The sequence below is a fragment of the Metabacillus litoralis genome (genome assembly GCF_020524045.1).
Classification (GTDB): domain Bacteria; phylum Bacillota; class Bacilli; order Bacillales; family Bacillaceae; genus Metabacillus; species Metabacillus litoralis_C.
Map to the genome: position 1 here is coordinate 127356 of NZ_JAIVKL010000002.1, position 23856 is coordinate 151211.

At 32.6% G+C, this 23856-nt stretch carries 20 protein-coding genes; 7 read left to right on the forward strand and 13 right to left on the reverse strand.

The annotated features are described in order from the left end of the window. Positions 1-191: 191 nt before the first annotated feature. Complete coding sequence (locus LC076_RS04035) at positions 192-1301, reverse strand: HD-GYP domain-containing protein (protein ID WP_226666377.1); 1110 nt, start codon at positions 1299-1301, stop codon at positions 192-194. A 986-nt stretch (positions 1302-2287) separates the two neighbouring features. Between LC076_RS04035 and LC076_RS04040 the strand changes: the two genes are divergently transcribed. Continuing rightward, positions 2288-3484, forward strand: a complete 1197-nt coding sequence (locus LC076_RS04040) for an OFA family MFS transporter (RefSeq protein ID WP_226666378.1) — start codon at positions 2288-2290, stop codon at positions 3482-3484. Positions 3485-3819: 335 nt separating this feature from the next. On the opposite strand, the gene LC076_RS04045 is transcribed toward LC076_RS04040, so the two are convergent. After that, positions 3820-4128 (reverse strand): Dabb family protein, encoded by a 309-nt coding sequence (locus tag LC076_RS04045; RefSeq protein ID WP_226666380.1) that lies wholly within the window; start codon positions 4126-4128, stop codon positions 3820-3822. A 350-nt stretch (positions 4129-4478) separates the two neighbouring features. Here LC076_RS04045 and LC076_RS24330 point away from each other — a divergent pair, with 350 nt between their 5' ends. Continuing rightward, positions 4479-5957: a methyl-accepting chemotaxis protein gene (locus LC076_RS24330; protein ID WP_226666381.1), complete on the forward strand. Its 1479-nt coding sequence runs from the start codon at positions 4479-4481 to the stop codon at positions 5955-5957. A 208-nt stretch (positions 5958-6165) separates the two neighbouring features. On the opposite strand, the gene LC076_RS04055 is transcribed toward LC076_RS24330, so the two are convergent. From LC076_RS04055 to LC076_RS04075, 5 genes are all read right to left on the reverse strand, one after another. Further along, entirely contained in the window at positions 6166-6624 is a 459-nt protein-coding gene (locus LC076_RS04055) for a hypothetical protein (RefSeq protein ID WP_226666383.1), read from the reverse strand. 442 nt (positions 6625-7066) lie between these two features. After that, complete coding sequence (locus LC076_RS04060; RefSeq protein ID WP_413465950.1) at positions 7067-7663, reverse strand: cell wall hydrolase; 597 nt, start codon at positions 7661-7663, stop codon at positions 7067-7069. Between the two features lie 134 nt (positions 7664-7797). Next, entirely contained in the window at positions 7798-8577 is a 780-nt protein-coding gene (locus LC076_RS04065) for a hypothetical protein (RefSeq protein ID WP_226666387.1), read from the reverse strand. A 99-nt stretch (positions 8578-8676) separates the two neighbouring features. Further along, entirely contained in the window at positions 8677-10047 is a 1371-nt protein-coding gene (locus LC076_RS04070) for a TrkH family potassium uptake protein (RefSeq protein WP_413465941.1), read from the reverse strand. Positions 10048-10431: 384 nt separating this feature from the next. Then, on the reverse strand, positions 10432-11160 hold the full coding sequence (locus tag LC076_RS04075) for a DUF2161 domain-containing phosphodiesterase (RefSeq protein WP_226666388.1): 729 nt from the start codon (positions 11158-11160) through the stop codon (positions 10432-10434). 352 nt (positions 11161-11512) lie between these two features. Here LC076_RS04075 and LC076_RS04080 point away from each other — a divergent pair, with 352 nt between their 5' ends. Further along, entirely contained in the window at positions 11513-11893 is a 381-nt protein-coding gene (locus tag LC076_RS04080; protein WP_226666390.1) for a GtrA family protein, read from the forward strand. 399 nt (positions 11894-12292) lie between these two features. On the opposite strand, the gene LC076_RS04085 is transcribed toward LC076_RS04080, so the two are convergent. From LC076_RS04085 to LC076_RS04095, 3 genes are all read right to left on the reverse strand, one after another. After that, a complete protein-coding gene (locus LC076_RS04085; protein WP_226666392.1) occupies positions 12293-12508 on the reverse strand; it encodes a spore germination protein in 216 nt (71 codons plus the stop codon). 371 nt (positions 12509-12879) lie between these two features. Beyond that, positions 12880-14598, reverse strand: coding sequence for an assimilatory sulfite reductase (NADPH) hemoprotein subunit (gene cysI / locus LC076_RS04090; RefSeq protein ID WP_226666393.1), 1719 nt, complete (start codon positions 14596-14598; stop codon positions 12880-12882). A gap of 24 nt (positions 14599-14622) precedes the next feature. Beyond that, on the reverse strand, positions 14623-16449 hold the full coding sequence (locus LC076_RS04095) for an assimilatory sulfite reductase (NADPH) flavoprotein subunit (protein ID WP_226666395.1): 1827 nt from the start codon (positions 16447-16449) through the stop codon (positions 14623-14625). A 614-nt stretch (positions 16450-17063) separates the two neighbouring features. On the opposite strand from LC076_RS04095, the gene LC076_RS04100 reads away from it, so the two are divergent. Together LC076_RS04100 and LC076_RS04105 are read left to right on the forward strand one after the other, a co-directional pair. Next, positions 17064-18065, forward strand: coding sequence for a DUF3231 family protein (locus LC076_RS04100; RefSeq protein WP_226666397.1), 1002 nt, complete (start codon positions 17064-17066; stop codon positions 18063-18065). 314 nt (positions 18066-18379) lie between these two features. Next, the gene (locus LC076_RS04105) at positions 18380-18520 is read left to right on the forward strand and encodes a hypothetical protein (protein WP_226666399.1); all 141 of its coding nucleotides are present in this window, start codon (positions 18380-18382) and stop codon (positions 18518-18520) included. Positions 18521-18728: 208 nt separating this feature from the next. Here LC076_RS04105 and LC076_RS04110 read toward each other — a convergent pair whose 3' ends face one another. Both LC076_RS04110 and LC076_RS04115 read right to left on the reverse strand, forming a co-directional pair. After that, positions 18729-20087: an IS1182 family transposase gene (locus LC076_RS04110; protein WP_226666401.1), complete on the reverse strand. Its 1359-nt coding sequence runs from the start codon at positions 20085-20087 to the stop codon at positions 18729-18731. Positions 20088-20215: 128 nt separating this feature from the next. Continuing rightward, positions 20216-21193 carry a ring-cleaving dioxygenase gene (locus LC076_RS04115; RefSeq protein WP_226666403.1) on the reverse strand — a complete coding sequence of 326 codons (978 nt, stop codon included), beginning with the start codon at positions 21191-21193 and terminating at the stop codon, positions 20216-20218. Positions 21194-21693: 500 nt separating this feature from the next. On the opposite strand from LC076_RS04115, the gene LC076_RS04120 reads away from it, so the two are divergent. Then, positions 21694-21855, forward strand: coding sequence for a DUF1540 domain-containing protein (locus LC076_RS04120; protein WP_226666404.1), 162 nt, complete (start codon positions 21694-21696; stop codon positions 21853-21855). Positions 21856-21975: 120 nt separating this feature from the next. On the opposite strand, the gene LC076_RS04125 is transcribed toward LC076_RS04120, so the two are convergent. Further along, complete coding sequence (locus LC076_RS04125; protein ID WP_226666405.1) at positions 21976-22557, reverse strand: helix-turn-helix domain-containing protein; 582 nt, start codon at positions 22555-22557, stop codon at positions 21976-21978. 96 nt (positions 22558-22653) lie between these two features. Here LC076_RS04125 and LC076_RS04130 point away from each other — a divergent pair, with 96 nt between their 5' ends. Next, positions 22654-23658: a multidrug resistance efflux transporter family protein gene (locus LC076_RS04130; RefSeq protein WP_226666406.1), complete on the forward strand. Its 1005-nt coding sequence runs from the start codon at positions 22654-22656 to the stop codon at positions 23656-23658. The last annotated feature ends 198 nt before the right edge of the window (positions 23659-23856 follow it).

Consider the following 23856-nt stretch of genomic DNA (forward strand, 5'->3'; position numbering starts at 1 on the left):
ATTATTAAAAACCTAACTAACAGCAACCAATTTTCCTAGGACAGTACCAGAGCTTCCTTTGACACACTTCGCCTTTGAAGTCCCATTTATTCACCTAATCCACTAAGTATAAAAATCTACTTTTAGTTTTTTAAAAATAATTAAATCTAGGGAAGTTAGCAGTCGAACAAACGTTTCCCTGTCATTTATTTTTATTGTAACAAGGCATCAGCTTCGACAATTTCCAATGTTAAATTTCCTTTTTGAGATAAATCTATTTCATATGGTGTTACCTTTTGACCTTCTTCATCATTTATAATCCGTATTTCAGGTCTTCCAACAGAATGAAAATTGTATTTTGTAACAATTCCTACTCTACCATCATTTAATTTAACCGTTAAGCCTTGAGGATAAATAGCAATACAATTTTTAAACATTTTCAATTGTTGTAAATCAAATTGTGTGCCACTACCTGAATATAATAATTCCATGCCTTGATGTGGGAGCATGGCTGGACGATATACCCTATGACTTGTCACAGCATCAAATACATCGGCAACACTTAATATTTTCGCATAAGGATGTATTTTGTCCTCAGTAAGTCCTCGCGGATACCCTGCCCCATCTAAACGTTCATGATGCTGAAGAGCACAGTGTGCAACAACTAAAGGCACATCATGAACTTTTCTTAAAATATCAAAACCTAATTCAGAATGTGATTTCATTTCTTCAAATTCATCACGAGTTAGTCTTCCTGGTTTATTTAGAACTTCTGGAGAAACAAAAATCTTCCCGAGATCATGCAATAATGCACCTAAACCTATCTCTTCAATTTGCTTTTGTGGTAAACCATTTTCAATGGCAAGTTGGCAGGCATAAATCGTTACATTTAGACTGTGTGTATAAACATGATTTTCGTGAATTTTTGTTGTGGCTAACAAATTAAGAACTGTCGGATTATCAGTTAAACATGTAAGAATTTCCTTAAAAATCTTTTGAAAATTTACTACGGCTTTTTCTGTTTTGATCATTCCTTGAAGACTCGGTTTTATCGTATTTACTTCTACAATTGTATTCAAACCCTCTGTGATTCCATTCGTTGCCTCATTCAGTAATTTTGCTGGAATCGATTCAACAATATCAATTCCTTCTGAGTCTTTATCTTCTATGTATACTGTGTAGATATTTAAATTTTGAAGTCTTTTAATAAAACTGTTCGTCAGTTCTGTTCCCTTTGATAAGAGAATTTTACCGTTTTCGCTATAAATGGACTGACCTAGTTTAATGCCAGATTGACATTGATTTAATCTAACTAAACGCATCTTATTCTTTCTCCTGTCTAACGAGTATTCTTGAAGGTTTTATATATTACAATAAGAAATGCGTTTCACAACTTTTGCATTCTTTAAAATTAAAAATTTTTGTTTCTTTTAGTCGATTATAGTCAAATTTTGTTACCTTTTCAATGATATCCAAAAATTTCATTTCTAATTTTCATTGAAAATAGTTTTTTGAATTTTGGCGATATTTAAGCTTAATGTTGATGTTCACCACTTTGTTGATTGAATTGAATATGAGACTTTTGTTAGAAAAGAGTCAATTGGAATCCCACCAGCCACACCACACAGCTTACGAAGTGGCTTCTGAAACTATGAAGAGTTGCATTTTAAACCCAGGTAGCTCATTTTTTCATTATCCTCCACTAAGGATTAAGAGTTGATTTTTTATAATTCTTATGATTATCAGTGATTCAAACAACCTTTATTGCAGATTTCATCTATGGGATATTATTAATGTGAATTTTTAATTAAGGCTGTTTTGTAAGTTTTGTTGTTTTTATAATATTGATGGAAAGAATTCTGTATAAAGTCTAATGGCATTTTTTCTCCGATAACACACTTGATCTAACAGATAAAGACGTCAATTAGCAACAATCTTTCCTAAAAGGGGCTTAATTAATCTTAACATTCTCCTTTTATCAGTGATTATAAATTTAATGATTGACACCTCATAAAAATATGACATAATAATAAGAGTTCAATAAAAGAGATCTGTTATTTAATGATTTAGATAGCTTCTACCAATGTCTTTTTAGACAAGGGTTGGAGAAATCGTAAGAAAATTGTTATTTCTCATTACTTCGTTCGAACATAAAACTAACAATATATATTGGTTGCTTTAGTAAACACTTAATGTGAGTACGTATAGAGACCAACGATGATGTTTTCACTCCATCTTCGTTGGTCTTTTTTTGTGTGAAATCGAACATTTGGAAAAAAAGTTTAATTAATCATAAGGAGGTTTTATTATGAATAGATGGTTTGTTGTACTTGGCGCAGTTTTAATTCAACTTAACTTAGGAGCAGTATATGCTTGGAGCTTATTCAATCAGCCGCTAATCGATAAATATGGATGGATTCGTGAGGATGTTGTATTCACATTCTCCATTACAATTGCTGTTTTTGCTTTCACGACAATTTTTGCCGGTAGATTGCAAGATCGTATAGGTCCAAAATGGGTAGCAACAATAGGTGGACTTTTACTCGGAATTGGATTGATTTTATCAAGTTCTGCATCAACATTGTTTCAATTATATGTCTTTTACGGAGTAGTTGGAGGAATTGGTATAGGAATGACTTATGTAAGTCCATTATCTGCATGCGTAAAGTGGTTTCCAGAAAAACGAGGCTTTATTAGTGGAGTTGCGGTTGCTGGGTTTGGTTTAGGTGGATTAATCTATAAACCGATCATAAGCTATTTCATTACCGAATTCGGTGTTTCTTCTGCATTTTTCTATCTAGGTATCATTTATATGATCTTAGTTGTTGCTGGGGCACAGTTGTTAAAAAATCCTCCTGTGGGTGAACAAGCATTTACAGCCAAAGGATTAAATACAGCACAATTTTCACCAATACAAATGTTAAAAACTTCGCAATTTTATGTACTTTGGATGGTCTTTTTATTTGGAAGTATCTCTGGTCTACTCGTTATTAGTTTTGCTGTTGACATTGGAGTTGAACTGGTACACCTTGATGTAGAAAAAGCTGCTAACGCTGTTATGGTGATTGCTTTATTTAATGCAGCTGGAAGAATTATCTTAGGGAAGGTTTCTGATCTATTTGGTCGTAAAAACACCCTTATGATAATTTATGCTTTAACAGCTTTCATCATGTTCTATATGAGTACAGGAATGATGAATTATCCACTTTTTTTACTTTCTGTTTCATTAGTTGGTTTTTGCTTTGGGGGATTTCTTGCCCTCTTCCCTTCAGTAACAGCAGATTATTACGGAACAAAAAACATCGGTTCAAACTATGGCTTTATTTACCAAGCCTATGGAATATCAGCTTTTGCAGGACCCTTCATAATAAAGGTTATTCCGTTTACTCAGGCATTTTTAATCTCAGGCTTTATTTGTGTAATTGCAATGATTTTAGTAAAACTTGTTAAAGCACCAAAACTTATAGAAACAAAGAATAAAATTATTGGAAACGAAGTTATATAAACTTTTAAAAAAGCTGTTTTCGCAGACTTTGTTGCTTTTAGTTACCTGCATCAATCAGCACTGTATTAAGTCTAGTGGCATCTTTTCTTCATAAAATCGTACCCTTATCGTGAAAAACACTGTTTTCACTATGAATTTTGGTTGCATAGCAACAATTGTTCAAAAAAAGAGCTTTTAAAAAAGAGGTTGTGACAAACGTATTTTAACAAAATAGAAACCGAACACAGTACTTAAGGTCTATTTATGTCGCTACTGAAATATTTAAGCTTAAACTATACCTTTGTTCGAAATTTCTGTTAATAACTAAGTTATGTCCCAACCTCTTTATTTTTTATTTATGTATAAATCTGAAAGTCTATTTCTTGAAAACGATCGACTTCTTTTTTCCAGCGTTCTTCTACAAAGTGAACATGATCTGGATGATTATTATATTTTTCATATGCTGAAAGATCAACAAATTCCATTGAAAATCCAAAATCATAATTCGATTTCTCACTTGTTTGGTAAACCACTTCAAAATTTTCCACAAATGAAATCGAGCTCAAGATTTTCTTGCCATCATTTAAGAACTTCGCTGTTTCACGTGATTGCAAATCATGTTTTAAAGAAAAAATGGCCATATGTCTTATTCTACCTTTTTCCATCGTTACCTCCATATAATTTATTAGAAATTTAATTCTTAGTATTAGTGTATCATAATCCTTGATATGATGATCGCTATGAAAAAAGAATTCAATTATTAGCATTTAACATTTGACGATATTACTTCTTGTAGGTTTGAGTTTTTTTACAATGATTCCTTACATTACAACTATCCTATTTAAACAGTTAACAAAACTCTTTCTACAAATCACCAAAAAAAAATTTACTAGGTTGATAAATTTTTATAAAAATAGTTAAAACTTGACAAACTTAAACCGATAATAATATTATAAGAAACTTGTCGTAAAATGACGATTTTTACGACATAAGATAAGATCGGGGATGATACATAGTGAATATTCAAGATGTGATGAAAAAGGATTTAAAAACAAAAAATAAGTTTTTATTCGGTGTATATTTTTTAACAATGCTATTGGGATTATTATTGTCGATTAGTAGTAAGGATCAAACGACAATCATATTATACAGTGTCGAGCTTATAATTGTTGTTTTATTATTTGTTGTAATCAATCACCTATTAAAAAAGCCATTCATTTATCCTTATGCAAGTGTAATTATTGTAGCTGCTTTTTCTATTTATAGTATTGCCACGTCAGGTGGAAACATGAATATTACCCTAATCGCTTTCTTTACTCTTGTTTTTTCGGTAGTTCCACTAAATCGAAAAGTGTTTGCAGTAGGCGCTTCATTAGGATTGGTTGTATTAATTTTTAATAGATTTAACAGCCAGCCTGAAGATCTAGATATTTTAACAAGTACGTTTCAATATGCAATTTTAATTTATCTTTTAATGTGTGTACTCCTTACTGTTGTTATCATCTTAAATACAAAAAATACAAAAATAGTATATGATCTTCTTTTACAAAGTGAACAACAAACGAAAGAGAAAGAAGAAGAAAAAAATATACTAAAAAGAAACCTTGATGACATTATTGATCATTTAGTCAATTCCAATGATTTAATCCAGTCGAACTTAAATTCTCAATCAGAGATGGTAAATGCCATTCAAGAGGTTGCTTCAGGTACAGAAGTTCAAATTAAAGAAGTGAATAAAATTAAAAACCAATCAACTAAAACTCTTGAAAAAATGACGGACTTAGGTAATTTATCTACAGCACTTCTAGAAACATCAAATGAATCTACTTCATTATTACACTCTGGAGAAGAAAAAATGAGTTTTCTAGTTGAAAATACTCGAGGTCTTCAAACAGTAATTCACGGATTACAAAAGAACTTTGACGTTCTTACCCATAAAATTGAAGAAACAAATAGCTTCGCTAATGATATTAGACAAATTACAGAACAAACAAACCTTCTTGCCCTTAATGCTTCAATTGAAGCAGCGCGGGCTGGTGAGGCAGGAAAAGGATTTTCAGTTGTTGCTGGTGAAATCCGCAAGTTAGCTGAGCATACAAATTCGATTACAGAGAAAATCTCCTCAAATCTGGCAGAAGTTAATCAAAGTAATAAGTTAGCTTTACAAAGTATGGATGAAAGCGGAGAGAAAATTGATAGTAATTTACAATCAACAGATTCTGTTTCAAAGGTGTTTTACAGTTTAGCTACTAACATCAAGCAGCTAGCAAATGAATTAGGAAATTTAGACAAGTTATCATCTGAAGTCACAGAAGGCTCTCATTCTGTTGATCATGCAACAAGTGAATTAGCTTCAGTAATAGATGAAGCTAGTGCAAGCCTTGAAGAATTAAGCGCAACAGTTGAAACACTTAACGTAGATAACGAAAAAATTGCTATTAATATGGCTAGCACCGTGGAAAAAGCAGAGCTTATTCAATCTAAAGAAAAATAAAAAATAACCTCTAGAGTAAATGGTAATTATCACTTTACTTTAGAGGTTATTTTAATTCTTCGCTGACTATTTTAATTGACTTATTCAAGAAAACTGGCTGTTTATATTTATAGCTATAGGAATAAGATATTAATACTGTAGTAGATTAATTGTCAGTTTGCACACTTCCCCTGGTGATTTCAAATGTGTGCCTAAGAGGAATAAGAATTTATTTCTTACTAGATAAGATAATCTCCCTTAACTTAGTAGACATTTTGATTGACGTCAGATAAGGTCCATCTTTTTCCACCATGTACATTAATGTACTTTTATCCCCTTCCTCCCCTATCCATAGATGAATAGCATGGGTAGGTAACCCCTCAGCATATCGTACTTGAATATCATAATCAGGATTTGATAATTTTCCAGATGTTTTCTGTCTAGTTGCTGTTTTAATAGCACGCTCAAAAACTTTAATAGACTCACTGTCTTCAAAATTCATTAATTCATCTTGATTCATTTCTCCAACACCGAGGGACTTAGATAGAACTATTTTTGTAATCTTTTCATCTAATAAGACCATCCTTTCACCTTGATCATTTAAGCACCCAGCTAGTAAGATACCACTCATAATAATGAATAAAAATAAAATCATTCCTCTAAATTTTTTTAAAAAGTATCCTACCAATTTTTGCAACCTCCTAAAAAGTCATTTATTTTTTTACGATTCTATGTTAAGAAAGTTTCCTATTCTCACCAAAAAATTATTTATGTTTTTCAATCCTTATTGATCATTGCTTGTATGAATTTTCATATATAAAACAACTTTATCACCTTTCTTTTGGTTCTACTATAAAAAAGATAGGACCTACTTTTACACAGTGATTGTTACTTTGAGTGAGGATAAGTAACAGATAAGGGCATTTCAGTGTTAAAAGAGCGTTCTATTGTTCTTCATAGGTAGATGATAGACATTTCAATGTTAAAAGAGAGCGCTATTGTCCGTCATAAGGCAGATGATGGACATATCACTGTCAAAAACCAAACTTCAAATCAAAAAAAAGATCAATTCATCAGCTGAATTGATCTACATCTTTAGGATTATAGTAACGATTTTTCTCATTCACATATTAAATAGCAAATGCATGATTACCTATAATCTTTGTAACATTACGAGTTCGAATCCAATCACTCGTTGCTGTATCAGGATTATAAAAATACAGAGATTCATCATCACTTTCTTTCAACGCCAGTGCATCAGTAACTGCCTTATATGCTTCTTTATCTGCTGGCTTTTTAATTGAGTCATTTTGCACTGGTTCAAAAGCATTCTTTTCATAAATCACTTCTTTCACTGTATCAGGAAATTGCTCATGTTCCACACGATTTAATACAACATTAGCTACTGCCACTTTCCCAATATATGGCTCACCTTTTGCTTCAGCATGAACAAGGCGAGCAAGTAATGATTGTTCTTCTTTTGAGATTATATTATCTTGATTTTTGTTTAAAGCTATTTTTGAATGCTTGTTTTCTATATTTAAAAATCGTACCTCTAATGAATCATTTACATTTTTATAGTTTTTGTAATGTTTTAGAGATAATGCTATTGTGTTACCTGTTTCATACGTTTTTTTCGTTTCAGCATTACTATTAATTTTCGGATATATTGTGTAAAAAGTCATGAGCAACACAAATGATATAACCAAAATAAAAGACCTTTTCATCATATTGTCTACCTCCTGTTTATTAGATTAACTATCATAACAGGTCAACAAAGGCTATGAAGGTAACAAGTCTAACACACAAGGCAACAATATGATAGGTTAAAGAAGAAAAAGGATTAAATTGGAAATACCCTTCAATAATTCTCTTCACTTATTTTCCACGTTACTTTGAAACGACCCTTCACGTCATCTCCAGTCACTACCATTCGATAAACAGCTGAGTTCCTCGCAGTAAATTTTAATCTATCTTCAGCTATTTCAGTCATTCCGACGAACTTACCTTTCTCATTTAATACATGAAAACCATGTCCACCACCATTTTCATTAAAAAAATCTCTTGATATGACTAAACATTGTCCTTCAGAAACCATAATAGGAATTTCATGTTTACCATTAAAAAAATTAAAACTCGCAGAATAGGAAGTACTGGTTTTCACTTCATTCCATTGCTTTTTTTCGGTAAAATCGATCGTTAGTAAGATCATAAAAAACAATGGAACAATAATAGCAAATAGATATTTAAATTTTTTTGATTTTGAAGATAAATACGTACCATAATAAAATAGAAGAGAACATGCTATACCTACCACACTAGCGATGATCAGAATGAAATTAACACCAATAATTAGAAAAAGAGCAAAGCCAGCAATGATATAAAGTAGTATTTTTATCAATTGCTTTTTCTTATTTATTTTTAAAACGATTAAATCAATCATTCCCGAACAAAACAAACCATAACCAAATATGATTAACCAAATTGTTTTATTCGAGATTACTTCTACAAATTTAAAAAGATCTACCTCAGTTAAAAACAAAAGTCCAAATATAATCGATAAAGAAAATCCTGCTCCAGCAAGCTTAGTTAAAATATAAAATGCAACTGTAGATATTTTTCGATTTTTAATTAATTGCACATTTACCTCCTTGAAAGGACTCATAGAATACCTAGCAAAAGTTTTTCAAAGAGAGCTCCAAGACTTTCAAAACACCTTTCCAAAATGAGGATATATAAATTACCCTATTATCACTTTCTCTTTTGGATATTTAAAATTTTCCTTTACTGTTTTTCCTCTAATTAAAAATAGAAAAGAAAAGATCCCTATTCTACCAACAAACATAAGCACGATAATCACTAACTTACCATATAAACTAAGCTCAGGTGTAATTCCCATCGATAAACCTGTTGTTCCAAAAGCGGATGAAACTTCAAAAATGATTTCAATAAGCTTAAATGATGGTTCCAAAATACACATGAGAATAATGGCGGTACTGCAGATCATGACAGCTGTTGTGATGACGATAAAAGATCGGTGTATATCTTCCGGATCAACTTCACGACCAAATACTTTAATGGAGTCTTTACCTTTTGCATAGAAAAAGATGCTTAATATCATGATAGCAAATGTGGTCGTTCTTATTCCTCCACCCACACTACTAGGAGATGCCCCAATAAACATTAATCCACTAATGAAAAGTAAAGTAGGTTCTGTAAAAAGACTAACATCCATAGTTGCTAATCCACCATTTCTTGTAGATGTTGATTGAAATAGTGAATAAAATAGAGCTTCGTGCCAGGTTTTATCTACAAAAAAATGATTACGTTCAAACAAAAATATAATTACTGCACCCAACACAATTAATAGACAAAACGTAACCGTTGTTAATTTAGTAAATAGAGTAAATCTATAGCTTGCGTTTTTGTTCTTTGTTAAAAATTCTTTTAATTCAATAAGAACTGGAAACCCAATCGCTCCAAGAATAAGTAAAATCATATTTATAAACTGAACAAAATAATCGTTCGCAAATGGAAGGAGTGATGTTCCCGTTATATCAAATCCCGCATTTGTTGTTGCACTTACTGAGGCAAAAAAACCTTGTAAAAACGCTTCCTCCCATGTTGGAAAGTATTGAAGAAAATGAATACCCAATATGATTGCGCCTATTATTTCAATTGTTATGATAATGACTAAGATTTGTTTCATCAACTGAACCAAGCCTGAAAAAGTCGAACGATTTTGATCTGTCATAATTAGTTGGCGATCTTTCAAACCTATTTTTTTCCCAAACAATATCCATATGAAGGTTCCTAATGTCATTATACCAATTCCACCGAATTGTAAAATAAATACTAAGATAAAGTACCCTATTTCATTAAATGTTTCTACTGTTGAAACAACTGTCAATCCTGTAACACTAATCGCACTAACAGCAGTAAATACCGCATCAATAAGAGACAATTCAACATTAGGTCTATGTGCAATCGGAAGACTTAACAATAATGTAGAAACCAAAACTGCGGTTAAATAAAATAACACAATTAATTGTACAGATGATAATCTTCTCGTTATATTAGATGATTTTTTTGTTATATTCAAATACGTCACAACCTTATTTCCTGATTTACATAAATACTCTTTTCTAAAGAATTGTTGCTATTTAACCTAATTTCCTCTTAGTAATAATGTTCTTATCATAAATAAGTGCTATTCAAATAAGAAAAGATGCCAGTATACTTTATACTGTGCTTTTTTCTTCATATGACTAAAAGCAACAAAGTTTACGAAAACACCCTACACTAAAAAATAAAAAGGTAATAAACCTAACATACCCTATTTAACATGTTAACATGATTATATCTAATGTTGCTTTTCATTTAATGGCTCGGTTAATGGTAAAAATCCACACAAAGAGCCGTTTCACAAAAATAAATTACTGTAAGCAAATAGAAATCCTGCGGTCATAAATTTTTCAAACTAAAAATAAAATGACTATTTATTATCTTTCACTTTCTCTAAATAATAATCACTGAGGTCTTGAAACTCTATTAATTCCTTTACCCCTTTTTCACTAATAGAATAGACTCCTCGCTTTACACGTTTAAACCATCCATAATAATTTTTCGTTAATATGGATGGAGTTTTATCACCTGTTCCTATTTCTTTTAGCGATTTTGGTGAAAGTTCTCCAAAAAAATGGAGATAAGCTGCAATTTGGATACAATTTTCCTTATAAGCTGTCATAATTTTTGTTCGATAACTTCCACCTATATTGTAATCTGCACTACGACCTCTAATTTCTTTTAAAAGTAATTCTCTCTTTCTTTTGTTTCTGCTGTTACTCTTTTTACGGTCGAAACTAGCTGGATGACAGACAACATCCAACTGTTTACGATTTCCCACAAATGAGACTATAATCAAACCGAGCTCTAATCTACGAACCAAATGACAAATATCTGTCCACCGTTTTGATCTTAAATTGTAACGAGGCTTCGGTATCGCTATATATACTAAATCAGTCAGTTTCTGACGTTTTGTTGCTTGAATAAGCAGATCAACACTTAAATTTAGTTTTAATTCTATAACGATTAATTCATCGTCTTTAACAATTGCCATATCACAATCTTTTACTTCTCCATAAACCTTATAGCCTTCACGAATGAAATGTTGCTGTATCGGTTTATATAAATCTGATTCTTGTCGTTTTTTCTTTTCTACCATAATCTGTACACCATCCATGCTGTTGTTAAATAATTTCCCGTTTTTATCTTTGATCATATCCTTTATAATCAACATAGGTGGAAAATAAAGGCTGTTTTCACAAGCTTTGAAGTTTTACTGTAGTTAAACGGAATCATGAGTTCGTACCATTGCCCTCCACTAAATGAATAATTATCATATCAAAAGCAACAATCTTTACAAAAACAGCCAAAATAAATTAATAGAACTTTTCTTAGTTACCTATTACAATCCCTGCTAAATTAAAAAATTGATTATAATATTCAACTTATTAAAAATAAAGCACGATTTGACGATACTAAAATGGAATACAAAAATTTGCAAAGGAAAAATTATGATATTAAATAATCTAACGTTTAAATTTATGAAATATAGCTTTGTAGGCATTGTATGTACCTTAATATACTTTTTATCAATGTTTATTTTTGTAGAAACTCTAGATAAAGATCCTGTTTTAGGAGCAACAATCTCGTTTACTATTATGACATTCTTTTCGTTTCTATTAAACAAGAAATATACGTTTGGTGTTGTTTATTCTCATCAAAAACTTATCAGATTTTCGATCGTTTCCATCATTGGATTTACACTTAATTTTATTATTATGTATATTATTGTTCATATGCTTTCTTTGCATTATTTTTTAGGTGAATTAACAACTTTATTAATCATTCCTGTTGTTAATTTTACGTTAAATAATATATGGACTTTTAAGTAAATGATAAGTTGTTAGTGATCTTATCCCTTCCATCACTAGCTAGAAACACAAACATTTATCACTATAAAAGAAGGATGCTTTCATTTATTGCTATTAAATAGTGATGCAGAGTTAAAGACACTCGATTTCCTTTTAAATGTGTGACGAGATTCCACAGATTAAACAGCGGAGCCTAGCACACCTTTCCTACCAAGGAATCTTGTGTCTTGTAAAAATATAGAACGGAATTTTCTTCCTATTAAATTTTCAGAAACGACTGCCAAATTTAAGAAGTGTTCGATTTTTTTCTGATTATTTTATTACCCTAGAAAAAATTTTACTTTCGAAGGACGAAGTTTAGTGAGGACCTAGTTACCTTGTTTGGTAATAAGCAACACAGAAAAAGAACTATTTTATAAACTAGCCATCTATCACATTTTGATCTGTTAAACCTGTATCTGTTCCGTTCGTTACACTAGATCCGTTTGTTACAACTTGATTGTCACCCACTCCTCCTCCACCAGAGCCTGATATTGTTTTATTAACGTTTATAGGAGAAATTTTGATTACGTCACCAAAGTTTATAACACCACCGCTAACACTATCAATGTTTATTTTACCTACTAAACAAGGCATATCATATCCACTCCTTTCTAAGGTTTTTTTATATAGTTTTGTAGTACCTTTTCTTCACAATGAAACTAATATGACATAATACACTTTTTAACTGAGTATTATTTCAAGAAACAACAACCATTCAGAAAAAAGCTTTTCTAAAATAGATGATAGTATTAATATATGAATAAAATATAATGCTTGTATAGTAGAAAAGCTGATATTGCTATGTTTTGGGAGATTGTTTTCAAAAAATTAATATGTTAATAGCCAATGTTATGATCGCCATCGTTTTTTTAAGTAAATAAAAATCCACTAGATTTCTTTTTAGATTTCTTTTAATCTGCTCACACAAAAAGAGACAGGGCACTACTCCCTGTCTCTTTTGATAATTAATGATGAAAATTTGTACCATCAGTTGTAGCTTGAATAACACCAGCGCGAATAACAAAGTCACCGAAATGTTCATCTTCATTTCGCTCTTTTGCATAGCGAGGAATAAGATCATTAAGTACTTTTAAGATTTCATCTTCACCGATATTTTCACGATACATTTTACTTAGACGACTTCCATCATGTGCTGCACCAAGATACATATTGTATTTACCTGGAGCTTTTCCAATAAAGCCAATTTCACCTAAAGCATGGCGGGCACAGCCATTTGGACAGCCTGTCATACGGATGGTAATTTCTTTATCTTTAAGACCATTTTGATCGACAATTTCATCGATTTTATCAATTAATTTTGGTAAATAGCGCTCTGCTTCCGCCATAGCTAAACCACATGTTGGTAAAGCAACACATGCTAACGCACTTCGACGTAAAGCAGAATAGTGTTTACCATCTGTTAAACCATATTGGTCAATGATTTCATTAATTTTTTTCTTTTTCTGACTTGATACATTTCCAATGATTAAGTTTTGATTTGCTGTTAAACGGAAGTCACCTGTATGGACTTTAGCAATTTCTCTAATTCCAGTCATTAACTTGTAATCTTCATAATCCGTTATACGTCCACCTTCAACAAATAACGTGAAATTCCATTTTCCTTTTACACCCTTTACCCAGCCATAACGGTCACCGTTATGATCAAAGTGGAATGGTTTTGCTTCCTCAAGACTCCAACCTAGACGACTCTCTAATTCAGCAACTACAGTATCAAGACCAAGGCGATCGACTGTATACTTGAAACGAGCATTTTTTCGAACAGATCTGTTACCATAATCACGTTGAATCGTAATGATTTTTTCTGCAACATCATAAGCTTGTTCAGGCTTAATGAAACCAATTACTTTTGCAAGTTGTGGATATGTTGCTGTATCACCGTGACTCATACCCATACCACCGCCAATAGCAACATTAAATCCAATTAGCTTGTCGTTTTCAACAATCGCAATATAGCCCAAATCTTGAGAATATACATCTATATCGTTTGATGGAGGAACAGCAATTCCGATTTTAAATTTACGTGGCAAATAAAGTGGGCCATACATTGGCTCAAGTTCTTCACTATCAGGTGTGCCTGCCACTCTTTCTTCATCAAGCCATATTTCATGATAAGCTCTTGTACGCGGTAATAAGTCATCACTTAATTTTTTAGACCATTCGTACACCTCTTGGTGAACGTCTGATTGATAAGGATTTGCGACACACATCACATTTCGATTGACGTCACCACATGCAGCAATTGTGTCTAGTAATGAAGCATGAATACCTTGAATTGTTTTTTTCATATTCCATTTTAAGATTCCATGCATTTGGAACGTCATTCGTGTTGTTAGCTTCAACGTGCCATTTCCATATTGTTGGGCTAGTTCATCCATAACAAGCCATTGATTAGGTGTTGCTACACCACCAGGTAAACGAACACGCAGCATAAATTGGTATGCAGGCTCGAGCTTTTGTTTTTGTCGCTCATTTCGAAGATCACGATCATCTTGCAGATAACTTCCGTGATGTTTCATCAAGCGGTTATCATCATCAGAAATTCCTGAACTTAAAGGCTCAAGCATCGATTCTTTAAGTGTACCACGTAAATAGTCACTTCTCTCTTTTATGCCTTCAACATCACTTGGTGCGCCTTCTGGTGCTTTTAATATATTATTTGCCATGTGAGAATCTCCTTTCAATCAAAATCAATATACATCGCGTTGATAGCGTTTATTTTGTTGCATGTCAGCAAGGTAGTTTTCCGCTTTGTCACGGCTTAACCCGCCTTCTTTTTCAATAATACTAATAAGTGTTTCATGAACATCATGTGCCATATGCTTTTCATCACCACAAATGTAGACAACTGCTCCTTGTTGAAGCCATTCAAATAGCTCTTTGCTGTTCTCTTCCATACGATGTTGAACATATACTTTTTCCTCTGTATCACGAGAGAAAGCAACATCCATTCTTGTTAACACACCATCTTTTATCCACTTTTGCCATTCTGTTTGGTAAAGAAAATCTGTCACAAAATGCTGATCACCAAAGAACATCCACGACTTACCTTCTGCTCCGATTTCTTCTCGCTCTTGCATAAAAGAACGGAAAGGAGCTACACCTGTTCCAGGACCAACCATAATAATTGGTGTATCTGGGTTTTGTGGTAGTTTAAAGTTTTGGTTATTTTGGATATAAATTGGTAATGTATCACCTGGTTGTAATCGTTCAGAGCATAAAATTGAACACACGCCATTTCTTTCACGACCATGTGTTTCATATCGAACTGCACCGATTGTTAAATGAACTTCTTCAGGGTTCGCTTCTAAACTACTTGAAATAGAATAAAGACGTGCCGGCATTTTTCTTAGAATTGAGATGAATTCTTGTGCCGAAACACCCCATGGTCCAAAATCGCGAACTAAATCTAGTAAATCACGACCATTAATATATGCTTTTAATGTTTCTTCATTACCAGCTGATAGTAGCTTTTTTAAATCTTCATTAGCTGATAGTTTCGAAGCTTGTTCTAATAAAGGTTTTGTTAAAACAGTAATTTCAAAATGAGATTGTAAAGCCTCTTTAAGTGATGATACGTCACCTTGTTTATTCACTGTTACAATATCTTCAGAATTCCAGTTCATTTCCTCAAGAAGTAATTCTACTAATGCAGGATCATTTTCAGGATAAATTCCTAAACTATCACCAGGTTGGTATGTAAGACCTGAACCTTCAAGTGAAATCTCTAAGTGTCGAGTTTCTTTATTCGATCCACGACCATTTAAATTTAAGTTATCAAGTACTTCTGCTTTAAATGGGTTTGTTCTTGAATAAGCTGATTCTGCTGCGTGTGGTGTAGCTGTAGCTTCAGCTACCACAGTACCTTGAGTTTGTTGTGCTTCACTTAGTCCAGCTAACACACCTTCAACCCATTCTGCTGCAAGCTCATCAAAATCAAGATCACAATCTACTCGATTGTATATACGAGTACCACCAAGTTCTTCTAACTTCTGGTCAAATTCTTTACCTGTTTGACAGAAAAATTCATAAGAACTATCTCCAAGTGACAAGACAGAAAAGCGAAGATCATCAAGTTTCGGAGCACGTCGACCATGAAGGAATTCATGAAAAGATATCGCATTATCTGGTGGCTCACCTTCACCATGCGTACTTGCGACAATTAATAGGTTTTTAACCTTTTTTAAATTATTAGGTTTAAAATCACTCATCGAAGAAACAGTTACTTCAAAGCCTCTATCTTTTAGTGTTTTACCAGCGCTTTCAGCAAGTGACTGTGAATTTCCTGTTTGTGATCCGAAAAGAATTGTCACTTCTTTTGAAATTGGTTCCACGTTCGTTTCCACAGTAGGTTGTGGTACTTGTTTGTCTGCTATTACTGATGATGTAGCAGCTTGGTTTGCAGCTAAATAACCGCAAAGCCATATTTTTTGTGATTCTGTTAATGTTGGCAGTAATTTATTTAGTAGCTCTGCCTGCTCCTGACTAAAAGGACTGTTCATTACCTGAAGTTGCAACGATATCCACCTCACAAAGGAATAAAACTAATTTTTATACGATTTCAAAAATTCGAGTAAACTTTTCAGTAAATTTATGAATACTACTATAATAGATTCACTATTCCTATAAGTCAAATAGGATTTAATTATCATAACGATTAAATTTAGTTATAGTACATGAAGTTATTTTACCACTTTGTAGAGAAGTATTTATGTCGTTTTTTGTCGATTATTCAACATATCTGACATTTCAGCAAATATTAAAATGATCAGGAAAATAAAAAAAGCTTTCAGATAAATGTTCTCAAAGAAATTAACGAAATCTTTGTTGTTTTTGAATCCTATTTAAAACATCTCTGTATTAAGTATAGTGGCAATTTCTCTTCTAATGATTGTCCCTTTTATGGAAATCACTTGTTCTAACAAATTAAGATATCAATTAGCAACAATCTTTCAGAAATGAACTCTTAAAAGTTAATCCTCTCTATGAATTTTTAAGTTCTTTTGTATATAAGTATTTGTCATGTGAGAAACTTTATAGAAGTAGCATCATCCTTAGTAATCAAGACAAATATAATTAATATAGTAAGTATTAAATATCTAAACTATGGAATTAACTATGGAGGATAAACATGTCTGATCAAAAACATATAAGCTCGAGTGAATTAGCAACACTTTGGATGACGTATCAACAGAAAACGATGACTCGGAGAATATTGGAGTATTTTATTGAAGCAGCCGACGATGAGCAAGCTAAAGAAATTATGCAAGATACACATAAAAAGATAATCAAATATATTGATCAAATTACGGTAATCCTCAAAGATGAAGGTGCTGTCATTCCTCTCGGTTTTACAGAGGAAGACGTAAATCCTTGTGTTCCAAAGTTATTTAATAATTATTTTGATATCATGTTTCTTCGATTGTTAAAAGAGATTAGCATGGGTTTACATACTTTACATCTTAATATGGCTTACCGAAAAGAAATCGTCCTTTTATATAAAGAGTTAACTGGCTTTACTCAAAGTGTTTATGATAAGTGTGTAGATTATTTACAACAAAACAATGTATTATCACCCCCACCTTCAGTGACAATGCCAAAAGCTGTTGAATTTGTAAAAGATACTAGTTATATGAGTGGATTAAATCTCTTTTCAGACAAAAGAGCATTAAATACTGTAGAGGTTTCATACTTATATTTCACGATTGAGTCAAATATACTGGGTATGCAGATGATAACAGGGTTTGCTCAAGTTGCTAATAAACCAGAAGTAAAGAAATACTTTCTAAAAGGCAAGGAATTGTCTAAGAAGATTGTAACAGATTTTACACAAGTTCTCCTTCAAAGTGATATTCAGCCTTCCTCAACTTGGGGTGCAAAGGCAACAGACTCAAAGCTTGCACCTTTTTCAGATAAGCTTATGATGTATTGTACAAGTTTATTTTGTAACTTTAGCTTAGGTAATAGCGCTTTAGGAACTTCTTTTAGTTTACGTAGTGATCTTCCAACAATGATGACTCTCGTTGCAAAGGATATTTTGTCCTATGGACAGGATGGTGGAAAAATAATGGCGAAAAACGGATGGATGGAACAACCACCAGGAATGGAAGACAGAAATCAATTGATAAAATAAGGATATTTTCGTAAACTTTATTGCTTTGACAATCTTGAAGGAATCAGCACTTTATAAAGTCTAGTTGCATCTTTTCTGCTAGCTATGCACCATTTATGAGATAAAAAGACTGTTTTCAACAGATTATTAAAGCAATTAGCAACAATCTTTCGGATAAGAGCCTTAAATAATAAACATGTCCATTCTTCTCAGATTGGGCAAAGACCACCTAGTATGTTATAATAAGGATATTCATAATCTAATGTTGGAAATGGTATCACCTGTATTTATTTTCTAGATTTTGAAAATAAAATTAAAGGATGATCCTTATTAAAATGGGACAAAAAGTTATATACGGTAGTAGGATACATTACTTTTTCTTTGATCACGGAAACGCATTTTGTGAAATACAAGATGGTGAAACTCAATCGATCATGTTAGTTAACTACAATGATCTTATTCACCGAGTTAAATAAGAAAGTGCAAAGTGACCGTTATCAACAGGAGCTAAATACTAACATAACTTTAAAAACTTATATTTTCACACTTAAAAAGTCAACAATAATTGTTGACTCAGATTGTAGACAAAAGGCATTCGGAATGAACTTATTCCGAATGCCTTTTGATTTAGGTTACTAATCTTATCCCTAATTTTATGAAAAGAGGCCCTACTAGGCCCTATATTTATATCAATTGTTGCTCCCGCCATGTCCAGTTGGCGATCTTTTTTAAATTCATGGAAGCGAAAGTAAGCATCGCCTGCATTGACAATTTTTTAAGTCCCCTTAAAGTTGTCCAACGCATGCCATGCTTTTCTTTAGCGTCTGCGAAAACTCGCTCAATTGTTTCTTTACGCTTTTTGTATATTGGTTTTACGTCTTTGTGATGGCGAAGATGATCTGCCTCTTCCACATACTCTTGCCAAATATGACGTGTCACTACTTTTTGATGATCCTTACTTTCTGTACATTGAGATAAAAAAGGACAAGTACCACAAAAGCGCTTTGGTGACTTGTACTCCCGATACCCTTCTTTATTCGTAGTCGAGTATTTTAAAGTCTCACCTGTAGGGCATATGTAACAATCATAGTATTCATCATAAACATATTCATGCTTACGGAAAAAACCATCTTTTGTTCGTGGTCTTGTGTAAGGCAAAGCTGGTGTCATTTCGTTATCTAATAAGTATTTAGTAATCGCAGGTGTTTTATAAGCTGCGTCTGCCGCAACAGCTTTAGGTTTTCCAATCTTCTCAATCACACGTTCAACTAGTGGCTCTAACATATTACTATCATGAGTGTTACCAGGTGTTACAATAGCCCCAATCACAAAACCTTTACGGTCAGAAGCTGCATGGAAGGAGTAAGCAAATTGCTTAGTACGTTCGTCTTTCACATAATAACCACTTTCTGGGTCCGTAGTATTTTCTTTGATTTCCTTAGATTCTTCCCCTTTAAATTTATTTGGTGGGAAAGGTTTCTTTCCATGGTCCTCACGATCTTCGTTAATTTCTTCATTAAGACGTTCTTGATAAGCACGGGTTTCTTTACGCACAACTTTCTTTTCAAACCTATGCTTATTTGCGCTTGCTTTCACATGTGTTGAATCAATAAATACATGTTCAGCACTAATTAAGTTCTTATCAGCAGCTGTTTTGAGGATACGATAGAATATCTGTTCAAATAGATCGGTTTCTTTAAATCGGCGCTCATAGTTTTTACCAAAAGTAGAGAAATGAGGGACTTTATCATGAAAACCAAAGCCTAAAAACCAACGATAAGCCACGTTCGTTTTTATTTCCTGGATAGTTAGACGCATCGAGCGAATACCAAAAGTATACTGGATGAAGGTTAATTTAATTAAGATGACAGGGTCAATGCTTGGGCGACCAACCTCCGAATACACATCTTTTACAAGATCGTAAATAAATGAAAAATCAATAGCTGCCTCCATTTTTCGAACTAAATGATCTTCAGGAACTAATTGATCTAAAGCAACCATTTCAACTTGATCTCTTTGTATAGAATTGTGTTTCGAAAGCATATCAATCACCTCAGTTTATATTCTTAATTTTATTTTATAACAAAAAAAACTGTAGACAAGCTCGATTTTATCGAGTTTGTCTACAGTCTGAGTCAACAATAATTGTTGACTTTTTTGTGTTAAATAAACTATTCCTTAATAAAATTTTTCGTACTTCTAACCGTATCAATGGGCCTTACTAATTTTTCAATAGACTCACGCTTTGGTTCTAAAAATGGTGGTAATGATAATTTCTCTCCTAAAGTTTCATAAGGTTCGTCGCCCATGAAACCAGGACCATCTGTGGCAAATTCAAATAGAATTTGTGGAGCCACTCTTGTATATAGCGATTCAAAGAAATGACGATCAACATAGCCTGATGTTGAGAAGCCTATTTTATCCAAACGTTCTGTCCATTCATCTAAAACAGAACGATCTTCCACACGGAATGCAACATGGTGAACTGTACCAAAACCTTGACGACTTTGTGGTAATGTTTCGTTGTGCTCAACAATCACCTGCGCACCATTTCCACCTTCTCCTACTTCAAATAAATGAAAATCCCCTTCTTGAGCAATCTCTTTAAAAAATAATGCCTTTTCTAATACATCTTTTAGTTGGCTAAAATTTGCTATTGTTATAAAAATTGGTCCTAAACCTGTTATAGCATGTTGGAGCGGGATTGGACCATTTTGCCAAGGTGTACCTGATGATATTCCTTGATTAAATTCATCGGAAATCAATTGATATTGTTGGTCATCTTCATCTACGAATGAAAGAGTCTTTTTTCCAAATTGATTTTGGATTCCATTATGTTTCACTTGAAGACGATCAAATCGTTTTTCCCAATACTCTAAAGATTCATCCGATGGTACACGAAAAGATGATTTAGAAATTTCATTTGTACCATGAATCCCTTTAGGAATACCGGGAAAATCAAAGAAAGTCATATCTGTTCCAGCACTTCCAGTATCATCAGCGAAAAACAGATGATACGTTTGTATGTCATCTTGATTTACTGTTTTTTTAACAAGTCTCATTCCTAATACATATGTGAAAAACTCATAGTTTTTTTCAGCACTACTAGTAATTGCTGTAACATGATGAATTCCTTTTAAATGATTCATTTATAATTCCTCCTTATAAACACTGCTATTATATCTCAATTTAAAATATCTTTAATTCAAGATAAATATATCATAAAACAAAAAAACCTGTCAATCAAATTACTTAAGGTTTTTTCTTTTAGAAATCTAAAGAAATCAGCATTGTATAATGTTCAGTGACATCTTTTCTTTTCTGCTAGAAATCGTCTTTTTACAAGGCTCTTTTCTGAACGATTGTTGCTATGTAACCAAAGTTTTTAGTGAAAGCAGTGTTTTTCACTATAAGGATACTATTTTATGAAGAAAAGATGCCACTAGACTTAATACAGTGCTGATTTCTTCAGGTATTTTAAAGCAACAAAGTTTGCGAAAACAGCCTTTTACAATAAAGCAAAGTTTCTAACAGATCAGATAATGAGATCAATTAGCAAAAAGCCCAAACTAATGATGAAATGTTGGGTACATACTGAATAGGAATTAAGTAAATTGTTCATCCTAAAGATGAAGGAGGTGTTTTAATAATGGCACTTGATGTATTATGTGAAGTAAATAGCTGTGTTCATAACATTAGTAATGAAAATAAATGTGGTGCAACGCAAATTTATGTTGTAAACCATAAAGAAAAAAATGCTTCTTCAAGCTCTGAAACTGATTGCAAAACGTTCGAACCGTCTGATCTCTAATCATACCCTGAGGCAACCACTACCATGGTTGTCTCTTTATAACTTTAGTATTGAAAATAATTATCATTATTATTCACGTAAAATGAAAGTTTTTCAAGATTAGCTATAAATTATACATTTTTAAGGAGACGAATACATCATAACAAAATGTAAAACAGCTTCGGTATCTGTAGGATTAATATAAGCATGCTCCACATCACCGCTGAATTTTATTGAGTCATACTCATAAAGCTGATAGGTTTGGCTTTGCACTTTTATTTTTACTTCTCCTTTCATAACTGTTACATATTCTACAACTCCTAATTGGTGTGCTCCTGGGCAGTATTCACTAAAAGGCTTTAGAAATGCACGATGAATCTCCATTGAGCCATACGAAGATGAGTCAAATATCGGTTCTAGTGTGCATGCTACATTTGCACTTACTACTTTATTTCCTTCATTTTTACGAGAAATCACAACCTCTTCACGTTCATTAAGTAAAGTAGAAATTGGAATAGTAAGGCCATTAGCTATTTTCCAAATAACCGCAAGAGAGGGATTTGCTTCTCCTCTTTCAATATTACCTAATGTTAATTTGCTTACTTCAGTTATTTCAGCCAATTCCTCTAGATTAATTTTTCTTTCGAGTCTTATTTTTCTCAGTGTTTTACCCACTTGTTTTGCTAATTTTTCAACATTGCTTGCTTGATTGTTTTTCTCCATAATATTTTTCTCCTTTCCACTAACATATTTAACATACAAACGATATAATATAATTAATATTAAGTATATTATATTATACTAAAAGGTTGGTGTATGATGAAAGAAATTATAATTGGCATTTTCGCTTCCATGTTTTTTGCAGTCACATTTATACTGAATCGTTCAATGGAACTCTCTGGGGGAAGCTGGATCTGGAGCTCTTCTTTACGATTTATATTTATGATCCCTTTTCTTTTCTTAATTGTACTAGCAAGAAAGAATATAAAACAAGTATTGCTTGAAATTAAGAAACATCCATTCCAATGGATGTGCTGGAGTTTTGTAGGATTCGTATTATTTTATGCACCGTTAACATTTGCTGCTTCATATGGACCAGGATGGCTTGTTGCAGGATCTTGGCAGCTTACCATTGTAGCAGGTACATTATTAGGCCCACTTTTCTTTCATACAATTCATACGAAAGACGGTCAGAAAATGGTTAGAAATACGTTACAAATAAAAGCACTTTTTATCTCGTTTGTTATCATAATAGGTGTGGCACTTATTCAGCTTCAAAAAGCTAGTCAATTATCAATAAGTGAATTAATAATAGATGTGTTACCTGTTATGATCGCTGCTGTTGCCTACCCATTAGGAAACAGAAAAATGATGGAAGTTTGTGGTGGAAGATTAGATACCTTTCAACGAGTATTTGGTATGACATTCGTTAGTCTTCCATTTTGGATTTCTTTAAGTATATTTGGTGCTGTTAACGTAGGAATGCCTTCAAATGAGCAAGTTCTTCAATCTTTTATAGTTGCCATTTGTTCTGGAGTAATTGCTACAACTCTATTTTTTATTGCAACAGATCGTGCGAAAGATCATCAAGGAAATCTTGCTGCTGTTGAAGCTACTCAATCAAGTCAAGTTATTTTTGTCATGATTGGTGAAACACTCCTATTATCATCACCATTACCAAAAAACTGGACACTTGTTGGGTTAATACTAATCATTGTTGGAATGCTTTTACATAGCTATTTCACTCAAAAAAGTACTCGAAATAGACTAACACATTTTGCTGGAAATCATGAATTAAAACAGGAAGCACCTGTAAAAGGGTAGTCAAATAAACTGGGATGAATGAAAGTGTTTCACCCAGTTGTTTACGCTCTAAATCGGTATTCTATTTTTTGAAGTTTCACAGGGTAAGAGTTTCTTGTCATATTATACACAAACATGACAGAAGAAATGAAGTTGCGAAATCACTGATAATGAACTTCTAACTCGATAGAGCTTCTAACTGTTCTAGCATGTTAATTC